General features: G+C 68.9%; 8 protein-coding genes. All 8 read right to left on the reverse strand.

Translation table 11 applies throughout. From position 1 onward, the window contains the following. Positions 1–749, reverse strand: a 749-nt coding sequence (locus CVO76_RS13690) for an NAD(P)/FAD-dependent oxidoreductase (protein ID WP_244185987.1), incomplete at its 3' end; no start/stop codon positions are given. A gap of 186 nt (positions 750–935) precedes the next feature. Further along, positions 936–1,298 carry a hypothetical protein gene (locus CVO76_RS13695; protein WP_208739686.1) on the reverse strand — a complete coding sequence of 121 codons (363 nt, stop codon included), beginning with the start codon at positions 1,296–1,298 and terminating at the stop codon, positions 936–938. A 180-nt stretch (positions 1,299–1,478) separates the two neighbouring features. Next, a complete protein-coding gene (locus tag CVO76_RS13700; RefSeq protein WP_133082856.1) occupies positions 1,479–2,213 on the reverse strand; it encodes a glutamine amidotransferase in 735 nt (244 codons plus the stop codon). Between the two features lie 9 nt (positions 2,214–2,222). Continuing rightward, positions 2,223–4,571 carry an alpha-xylosidase gene (gene yicI / locus CVO76_RS13705; RefSeq protein ID WP_208739688.1) on the reverse strand — a complete coding sequence of 783 codons (2,349 nt, stop codon included), beginning with the start codon at positions 4,569–4,571 and terminating at the stop codon, positions 2,223–2,225. A 2-nt stretch (positions 4,572–4,573) separates the two neighbouring features. Next, positions 4,574–5,482 carry a carbohydrate ABC transporter permease gene (locus CVO76_RS13710; protein ID WP_208739689.1) on the reverse strand — a complete coding sequence of 303 codons (909 nt, stop codon included), beginning with the start codon at positions 5,480–5,482 and terminating at the stop codon, positions 4,574–4,576. Continuing rightward, positions 5,482–6,444 (reverse strand): carbohydrate ABC transporter permease, encoded by a 963-nt coding sequence (locus CVO76_RS13715; protein WP_208739691.1) that lies wholly within the window; start codon positions 6,442–6,444, stop codon positions 5,482–5,484. Before CVO76_RS13715 ends, CVO76_RS13710 begins: the two co-directional genes overlap by 1 nt. Before the next feature lie 93 nt (positions 6,445–6,537). Next, positions 6,538–7,839, reverse strand: coding sequence for an ABC transporter substrate-binding protein (locus tag CVO76_RS13720; protein ID WP_208739692.1), 1,302 nt, complete (start codon positions 7,837–7,839; stop codon positions 6,538–6,540). Positions 7,840–7,956: 117 nt separating this feature from the next. Further along, positions 7,957–8,973 carry a LacI family DNA-binding transcriptional regulator gene (locus tag CVO76_RS13725; protein ID WP_133082864.1) on the reverse strand — a complete coding sequence of 339 codons (1,017 nt, stop codon included), beginning with the start codon at positions 8,971–8,973 and terminating at the stop codon, positions 7,957–7,959. Positions 8,974–9,348 lie beyond the last annotated feature (375 nt).

Below are 9,348 nucleotides of genomic sequence, written 5' to 3' on the forward strand. Positions count from 1 at the left end.
GAACCGCCTGTGGAACCGCCCGTGGAGCCGTGAGCGCCGGTCGAGCCGTCGGGAGAAGGCCGGAGGACCACTGTCCGGGCCTCCGGGTCCACGGACGCGAGTTCGGTGCTGTACCGTACCTCGATCCCGTACTCGTCGATCTTCCGGGTGAGTTCCTCGTCGATGATGTCCATGCCGAAGATCGTCGGCGTGGACACCACGAGGACCACCCGGATGTCCTGCAGGACGCCCGTGCGCCGCCAGTAGTCGCACGCGAGGTACATGGGCTTCTGGGCGGCACCGTCGCAGGAGGCGGGTCCCGGCGGCTGGGTGAAGACCACGGTGCCGCTCGTCAGTTCCCGGAAGAGCTTCCAGGCCTTCGGAGCGAGCTCGTACTCGTAGTTCGATCCCCCGTACGGGCCCTCCATGGCGTCCTTCAGCCCGGGGATGGCCGCCCAGTCGTTCTGGATCCCGGGGCAGACGACGAGGTGGTCGTAGGTGACGGCCGAACCGGATTCCAGCAGGACGGTCTTCGTCCCCGTGCTGACGTCGGTGGCTTTGTCCTGGATCCAGGTGACGCCCCTGGGCATCACGGCGGACTGCAGCCGCACGGCGTCGAAGGCATCCGCCGTGCCGCCGGCGATGTGCGAGAAGAGCGGCTGGTAGAGGTGGCGGCTCCTCGGCTCGATCACCGCGATGTCCTTCACCCGGTAGCGGTTCAGGCGCCCGGCCAGGGACACGCCGGCGTTGCCTCCACCGATGATGAGCACCTGGTGGTGGCGTTTCTCGCCGGGAGCAGGGACGACCGGGACCGTGGATCGTGCCGGTCGGGTGCTCGTGCTGGAACCGATGGCAGCTACCTCTTCTGTTCGCCGTGCGCGGCATGTCCTCCGACAGTACTCCGCGGCACCGACGCACGACAGGTAGCACCGGTCCGGGGGGTCAGCCGTCCGGGGTCAGCCGTCCAGCTGCCAGGCGCGCACCAACGAGGTGGATGCCCTCGAGGAGTCGGGGCCGGGGGCCGCGTCCGGGCTGACGTGGGCGAGCGCGACGAGCAGCAGGTAGAACGTGATGAGCCAGAGACCGACGCCGACGCCACGCGTCGGACCGGGGGCACCGGGGAACCGCCGGCGCACCGTCACACTCACCGGAGGAGGAGATGCCGCCTCGCTCCGGGACCGGTTGCGCTCGAAGAGCTCGAGGTCGATCCGCGCCCGCCTCAGCTCCTGGCGCAACAGCTCGGCGGATTCCGCCGCCGGCTGCGCCCGGTCCTGCCGCGCGTCCTGCGCATCCCACGCGCGACCCGCCGCCTTCATCATCGTTGATCCCCCACCCTCCGATCGTAGGTCGGCAGGGTGGGCGACGACCCTCAGTATTGGGGCAGGATCGCCGCACAGCCGGCTCCCATCGAGCTGCCCGGTCGTGGCCGGGCCGCCCCGCGGAGCCGTCCGGCATCGTGAGGCGGCGGACGACGACGCACGGGCACTCCCCGCCGCGGTTCAGTCCCGCGCGTACCGCGTCACGAAGGCACGGAGGATGGCCTCCGGCTGGTCCACCACCGAGGCGCGCGCCCGCTCCATGTACTCGTCCGCCTGGTCCGGGGGGAAGTATCCGGCGTGGCGGTAGGTGCTGATGCGGCCCACGAGCGCCTCGACGTCCAGTTCCGGATGGAACTGCGTCGCGAAGACGTTCTCCCGCACGCGGAACATCTGCACGGGGCACGTGTCCGACGACGCCAGCAGCACCGCCGATTCCGGCAGCGTCCTGCACGCCTCCTTGTGTCCCACGTAGGCGGCGAACGACGTCGGCAGACCTGCCAGCAGGGGGTCGGCCGCGCCGTCCGCGGTCAGCGTGACCTCGATGGCACCGATCGGCTCCGCGTAGGTGGAGTCGATGACGGCTCCCTGGTGCCTGCCGAGGGTGCCGACGCCGTAGCACGCACCGAAGAAGGGGAAGTCCGCCGCGACCACGCGGTCGAGCAGCCCCCCGAGCTCGCGTTCCACCCGCAGCTGCACGGCACTCTTCGACTCCTCGGGATCCGACGAGTTGAAGGGACTGCCCCCGAGGAAGATGCCGGAGTAGTCGGCGAGGTCCAGCTCGGGCAGGGGCCCGGCTTCGAGGCGGATGCGCCTCAGGTCCTTCCCGGCGAGGCCGCCGTAGCGCAGGAAGCTCGCGTATTCGGCGTCGGCCGCGTAGTTCTCGGCACGCGTGGCCAGCAGGAGAAACGGTTTCACCCTCCGATGCTACTGGCCCCCGAGCTCCACGGTTCCGCCGTCGGACCGTGCTTGTGCTCCTCCGGCCAGGCGTGCCCGGAAGAGGACACCGTCAGGGCCCGTGACGCGGTAGCCGGACGCGGAGCGGGACACACGGAACCCGCCCTCGACCCCCGCGGGCGTGACCACGCGCGCCGTGCTGCCGTCGGCGGCACCGGGGTACACGGTGACGAGCGGGTCGTCGAGGTAGTCGTAGTCGGGCCGGTGGTCGGTGCTGCCGGTGACGAGGACCGCCCCCTCCCGCACCCAGAGCGGCAGGCTGTCGAATGCGTGGGTCTCACGCCGCCAGCCTCCTCCCGCGACCACCTCGCCCGTGAGCAGGTGCGTCCAGGTCCCCGCGGGGAGGTAGTACTCGACCGCGCCGTCCGCCGAGAACACGGGAGCCACGAGCAGGTCGGGGCCGAGCATGTACTGCCGGTCCAGGTGCGCGACGGCGGGGTCCTCCGGGAAGGCGAGCTGCATGGGTCGCATGAACGGCGTGCCCGTCGCATGGGCCTGGGCGCCGACGGCGTAGAGGTAGGGCATGAGGGACAGCTTCAGCCGCGCGAAGGCCCGTGTGACCTCGACGGCGCTCTGGCCCTCGGGCTCGTCGCCGGTGTCGAAGGCCCACGGGACGCGGTAGCTCGTGGAGCCGTGCAGGCGCGAGTGGCTCGAGAGCAGGCCGAAGGCGACCCACCGCTTGAACACCGCGGGATCGGGTGAGCCCTCGAACCCGCCGATGTCGTGACTCCAGTACCCGAAGCCGCTGAGCGCGAGGGAGAGCCCTCCGCGCAGCGTCTCCGCCATGGACTCGAACGACGACGAGTTGTCGCCTCCCCAGTGCACGGGCATCTGCTGCCCGCCGGCGGTGGCGGAGCGGGCGAACAGGACCGCCTCGCCCTGCCCGCGGACCTCCTCGAGAACGTCGAAGACGGCGCGGTTGTAGAGCTGGGGATAGAGGTTGTGCATGGTCTCCGCGGGTGTGCCGTCATGCCACTGCACCCCCAGCGGGATCCGCTCGCCGAAGTCGGTCTTGATCGCATCGACGCCCTGGCCGAGCAGGGTGCGCACCTTGTCCTGGAACCACGCCGTCGCACCGGGGTTCGTGAAGTCCACGAGGCCCATGCCCGCCTGCCACATGTCCCACTGCCATACCGTGCCGTCCTCGCGCCGCACGAGGTAGCCCTCCTGGGCCGCCTCGTCGAACAGCTTCGACCGCTGGGAGATGTACGGGTTGAGCCAGGCGCTGACCCGCAGCTCCTTGTCGTGCAGCCGCTTCAGCATGCCCACCGGGTCGGGGAAGACCCGCGGATCCCACTCGAAGTCGGTCCAGTTGAACTCCCGCATCCAGAAGCAGTCGAAGTGGAAGACGCTCAGCGGGAGGTCGCGCTCCGCCATGCCGTCGACGAAGCTCGTCACCGTCGCCTCGTCGTAGTCGGTGGTGAAGCTCGTGGACAGCCACAGGCCGTAGGACCAGGCGGGCACCAGTGCGGGGCGACCGGTCAGGCGCGTGTAGCGCTCGAGGATGTCCGCCGGCGTCGGCCCGTAGATCACGAAGTACTCGAGCACCTCCCCCGGGACCGAGAACTGCACGCGCTCGACGGACTCGGAGCCCACCTCGAAGGAGACGTGCTCGGGGTGGTTCACGAGGACGCCGTAGCCGCGGTTGGTCAGGTAGAACGGCACGTTCTTGTAGGACTGCTCGCTGGAGGTGCCGCCGTCGGCGTTCCAGATGTCCACCGTCTGCCCGTTCTTCACGAGGGGACCGAAGCGCTCCCCCAGCCCGTAGACCAGCTCGCCCACACCGAGGGAGAGCTGCGCGTGCAGGTACGACGGCGAGGGCGCGCGTCCCGTGGGCGCGACGCCCGCGACGCCCACCGGTTCGGTGGTGACGGGTGCGTCGGGTGCGAGGCCCATGCGTCCCACGGACTTGTGCCCGCTCGAGGTGAGCGTCCGGCCGTCGGCCTCGAAGGACAGGTCCCACGGGGCTCCGTGGGGGATGCGTGCCGTCAGCGGACCCGCCACCAGGGTGCCGCCGCCGTCGTCCGTCGCGGCCGTGGCCGTGGTGGTCCCCCCGTGCGCACCGACGAGATCGAAGCCGCGGTGCGGGCTGTCGCCGCGGTGGTTCTCGATGCGCACGCCGATGATCCCGTCGAGCGGGCTGCTGAGCGTGACCGTCAGCAGCGCCCGGTTGAGCGTGTCGCCGCGCCGCTCGATGACCTTGGTGGGGGCCGAGACCACGAGGCGCCGGCCGTCCGCCACCTCGATGTCGTAGGCCTCCTGCGCGTACTGTGCATCGACGCCGGGGCGGACATGCCAGAATCCGTCGGTGAATTTCATGGTTACTTGACTGCTCCTGCCGTGATGCCCCGGGTGAGGGTGCGCTGGAAGATGAGGAAGAAGATCAGGGTGGGAAGGAGCCCGAGGAGGGCGGAGGCGCTGGTGGTGGTGACGTCCATGAGGCGGTCGCCCTGCAGGACCGTGATCGCCACGGGGACGGTCTGGTTGTCGTTGCCCACGAGGAACGTCAGCGGGATCAGGAACTCGTTCCAGGTCCAGATGAAGAAGAAGATCAGCAGCACGCTCAGGGTCGGCCGCGAGATCGGGAAGATCACGCGCCACAGGATCTGCCAGCGGCTCGCGCCGTCGAGTGACGCCGCCTCCAGCAGCTCCTTCGGGAAGGTGCCGTACACCGAGGCCCGGAGATAGGTGCCGAACGCGCTCTGGATGACGGTGAAGATGATGATCACGGCCCACTGGCTGTCGTAGAGGCCCACCTGCCGGAACAGAAAGTACAGCGGGTACAGCAGCACCTCCTGCGGCAGCATGTTGGCGAGCAGGATCAGCAGCACCAGCCAGGTCCGGCCCCGCACGCGTCCGATGCCCAGGGCGAAGGCGTTGAACATGGAGATCCCGACGGCGAGCACCGCCACCACGGAACTGATGAAGAAGCTGTTCCAGAGCTTGCGCGGGAAGTCGACGCGCTCCCAGAACGCGGTGATGCCGTCGAAGTAGAGCGACGACGGGAGCGAGAGCGGCCCGCCGGAGGCGTAGTCCGTGGGTGACTTGAACGAATTGGCGAGGATGAGCAGGAACGGGACGGCGATGAGCAGCCCGATCAGCACGGCCACCGCGAGGATCACCCAGTCGCCGGCGGTCTTGCGTGCCCGCCCGCTGCGTCGTCGCTGCCGCGGCGGTTCCTGGACCGCTTCGCGTGCGGTCTTCCCTGCTGTGGTCTCGGTGATGGCCATCAGCGTGCCTCCTCGCTGCGTTCGAGCCTCGTCTGCACGAGGACGAAGAGAATGCTGACGACGGCGATGACGACCGTCAGCGCGGTGGCGATCGTGGCGCCGTAGCCCACCTGCTGGGACTGGAAGAACTCGCTGTAGGCGTAGTAGGCGGGGACGATCGTCGAGCTGCCGGGTCCTCCGCCGGTCAGCGCGTAGATGGGACCGAACACTTTCAGTGCGGCGATGGCGCACGTGAGGGTGACCACGAAGATCTCGGGCCGGATGATGCTGACGGTGATGGCCCGGAAGCACTGGAACCAGTTCGCGCCGTCGAGCTCCGCGGCCTCGTACAGTTCCGGGTCCACGCGCTGCAGCGCCGCCATGAAGATCACCACCGGGTAGCCCAGCTGCACCCAGACCATGATCACCATGATGCTGGGGAGTGCCGTCTCGGGGCTGCCCAGCCAGTTGCTCTGCAGGCCGCCCAGCCCGACGGCGGCGAGCACCTGGTTGAGGGCGCCGTTCTCGGGCCGGAGGATCCAGCCGATCACGATGGCCGCGATGACACCGGGCAGGATCTGCGGCAGGTAGTAGGTGGCGCGGAGGAAACTCGCCACGCGGCCGCCGAACTTCCGGCCGATCAGGTCGAACAGCATCGCGGCGAGGACGAGGCCCAGCAGCGTGGGCACCACCACCATCGCGACGATCATGGCGACGGAGTTGCGGAACGAGGTCCAGAACGTGGTGTCGCCGAAGAGCTCCACCCAGTTCTCGAGGCCGATGAACTCCGGCGGGCGGATACCGCGGTACGAGGTGAAGGTCAGGTAGACGTTCCACAGCAGCGGGACCACGATGATGAGCGTGAGCAGGGCGAGGCCGGGCAGCAGGTAGAACCAGAAGGAACTGCTGCGGGAGCCGGGGATGAGGCTGGGGGTGGCGGTGGAGCGCTGGGCGCGCTCCTTCGACCGGGTTGCGATCGCCATGGGCTTGCACCTTCCGAGGGCGGGGACAGGCGGGGTGCCGTCCGCGCCGCCGGTCCGGGAACGGGGACCGGCGGCACGGACGGATGCGGGGAACTAGCCGACGATGTCGTCGACGCCGCTCTGGTACTGCCCGCCGACCTGCTCCTGGAACTCCTCCGGCGAGATCGTGCCGTTCAGGAGCTCCTGGAGGCCTGCGTTCAGCTCGTCGTAGAAGGTGGGCGTGGGCCAGTCGGGATAGAAGGCGATGCCGTCCTTCTCGGTGAGCTGGTTGAAGTTCGCGATGAGTTCCGAGCTCTTCTCGTCCGTGATGTCGGCCGGGTCGGCGGCGACGGGGACCCCGCCGTTGTTGCCGATGAGGTTCTGGATCTCGGGTCGCATGGTGATGTCGATGAACTCGTAGGCGAGCTCCTTGTTCGCGGCGTTCTCCGGCACGGCCCACATGTTGCCCGCGGATCCCGGCGCGAGCTCCGCCTCGGGGAAGAGGAACGTGCCCCACTCGAAGCCCGTGGCCTCGGTGGTGAACCGGTTGTGCCACCAGCTGCCCGAGAAGAAGATCGGGTTCGTGCCGTTGATGAACGCCGTTCCGGCGTCCTCCGCCGTCGAACCCGTGGCGTTGGTGGAGATGTAGCCCTTGTCCGTCCAGTCCTTGACCGTCTCCGTGGCGAAGGACACCTCCTCGCCCTGCCAGTCCACCGGGTTCGTGTAGAGCTGGTAGTCCTCGACCCAGCCGCGGTCGGCCTGCGTGAGGGCGAGCTGGTACCAGAGCTGGCCGAGCGGGTACTCGGCCGCCGACTCCGCCATGGGCGTGACGCCCTGGTCGGTGAACGCCTGCATCACGTCCTCGAACCCGTCGAGCGTGGTGGGGACCTCCAGGCCGGCCTCGGCGAACATGTCCTTGTTGTAGTACACCTCGACGAACTCGCCGTAGTTCGGGACGCCGAACCAGCTACCGGAGCCCATGATGCCCTGCTCGTCGTACTTCGCCGTGGTCTGCAGGGACGGGGCGAGCTTGTCGTCCCAGCCGTACTCCTCCACGGCGTCGTCGAGGTTGCTCAGCAGGCCCTGGCTGGACAGCAGGCCTGCTGTGGCGTTGCCCTTGTTGTACTCGAGCAGGTCCGGGGCCTCGTCCGAGTTGAGCACCTGGCTCGCCGTCGAACGGATCTGCTCGAAGCTGCGCTCCTCGAACTCGACCGTCGCGCCGGTCTCCTCCTCGAAGATCTTGATGGCCTCGGTCCAGGCGATTCCCATGGCGCTGGTCTCGCTCTCGAAATGCCACAGCTTGAGGGTGTCGCCCTCACCGCCGGATCCGGTGTCCGAGCCGGAGCCGGAGCATCCCGACAGGGTCAGTGCGGCGGCCGTGAAGGCGGCCCCCAGGATCAATCTGCTCTTGTTCATGCCTACTCCCTTGTAGTGGTCGTCCGTCACGGGGACGGGCGCTTCTTGTCGAAACGTTTCGACGAACGGCCATGGAGTGCCGCGTCGGGTGGAACCGATAGGTGGATGGCGCCGGCGCTAGCTGCCCGGGCGGGGTGCCGCGACCGAACCGTGGTCGCGGTATTTCGGCGCGACGAGTTCGACGCGCGGTTCGACGGTGCCGTCGAGCTGCTGGACCGCCAGCTCGACCGCACGGGTACAGGAATCCGCCGGGATGAGCGGAATGGCGTCCAGCGGTGGCGTGAAGCCGGACGTATCGAAGGTGGGCACCCCCGCTATGACCGAGAGATCGTCCGGGACGGACAGCCCGCGCGCCGCAATGGCCTCGAGCACCGCCTTATGGACGCCCTCGTCGGCGTGCACGACGACACCGGTGGGTGCCGGATCAGCGTCCAGGACGCCGGCCAGCGCGGTCCGGACGTGGGGCGCATCCTTCTCGACCATCGAGAAGGATGCGCGGACCCCCCGGTCCGCCGCCCTGCGCAGGAAGCCGTCGCGGAACCGCATCGGGAAGTTGGATCCGCGTTCGTAGACCATCGGGGGATGGCCGAGAAGGGCCAGCGACCGGTGCCCGGCGTCGACCAGCCGGTCCACCGCAAGTCCTGCGGCGGCCTCGAAGTCGAGGTCCACGCAGACCAGCCCCTCCGTGTCCGCCGGCACGCCGATGAGCGCTGCGGGGACACCGAGCGAACGCACGAGGTCCGCACGCTCGTCATGGAGGGAGACGTCCAGGACGATGATCCCGTCCACGAGCCTGCTCGAGGAGACCCGGTGGAGGCCGTCGGTCGCTTCGTCCTCGGTCAGGAGGAGGACGTCGTAGTCGTACTTCCTCGCCGCCGTCGCCACTGCCAGCACGAACGCCATGTGCGCCGGCGCGTAGGTGTCGCTCCTCAGGGGTGCCGTGAGGGCGAAGATGCGCGTCCTCGTCCCGGCCAGCATCCGACCGGCGGCATTGGGCATGTAGTCGAGTTCCCGCACCGCCTCGTCGATGCGCCGGCGGGTCTTCTCGCCGATGGGCCGCTTGCCGCTCAGCGCGTAGGAGACGGTACTGATGGACACACCGGCGACGCGGGCGACGTCGTGGATATTGGCCATGCCGACTCCGATGTCTGCTGGTGCGGGGGCCGGAGGAGATCCTCCGGCTGCCGGTCGTCTAAACGTTTCGACGACCGGTTGCCAGTACGCTACGTCACATTCCTGCTCCCGACAAGGGGTTTGTCGAAGAAGGGAACAAAAGTGTCCGGCGCGAAACGGGACAGGCCACCGGGGGATCCCGATGGCCTGTTCCGTCGATGCTGTCGGGTGTGTGCCGGATCAGCGGCACGCTCCGGCGGCGTCCGGCAGTTCGATGTCCAGTTCGGACAGCTCCCGGGCCACGCGGTCGAGGTCGACCTTGAGGATCTCGACCGGCCCGGCACTGTGCCGCCCGTGGGATGGCTGCACCGCGACGACCTCGGACTCCCCCGCCGA

The sequence above is a fragment of the Arthrobacter agilis genome, assembly GCF_002953615.1.
GTDB classification, from domain to species: domain Bacteria; phylum Actinomycetota; class Actinomycetes; order Actinomycetales; family Micrococcaceae; genus Arthrobacter_D; species Arthrobacter_D agilis_B.

Excerpts from the sequence above, each read along its gene's own strand:
- CVO76_RS13720 (WP_208739692.1), bottom strand. The coding sequence starts at position 7,839 with ATGAACAAGAGCAGATTGATCCTGGGGGCCGCCTTCACGGCCGCCGCA.
- CVO76_RS13725 (WP_133082864.1), bottom strand. The coding sequence starts at position 8,973 with ATGGCCAATATCCACGACGTCGCCCGCGTCGCCGGTGTGTCCATCAGT.
- CVO76_RS13695 (WP_208739686.1), bottom strand. The coding sequence starts at position 1,298 with ATGATGAAGGCGGCGGGTCGCGCGTGGGATGCGCAGGACGCGCGGCAG.
- CVO76_RS13715 (WP_208739691.1), bottom strand. The coding sequence starts at position 6,444 with ATGGCGATCGCAACCCGGTCGAAGGAGCGCGCCCAGCGCTCCACCGCC.
- CVO76_RS13710 (WP_208739689.1), bottom strand. The coding sequence starts at position 5,482 with ATGGCCATCACCGAGACCACAGCAGGGAAGACCGCACGCGAAGCGGTC.
- yicI (WP_208739688.1), bottom strand. The coding sequence starts at position 4,571 with ATGAAATTCACCGACGGATTCTGGCATGTCCGCCCCGGCGTCGATGCA.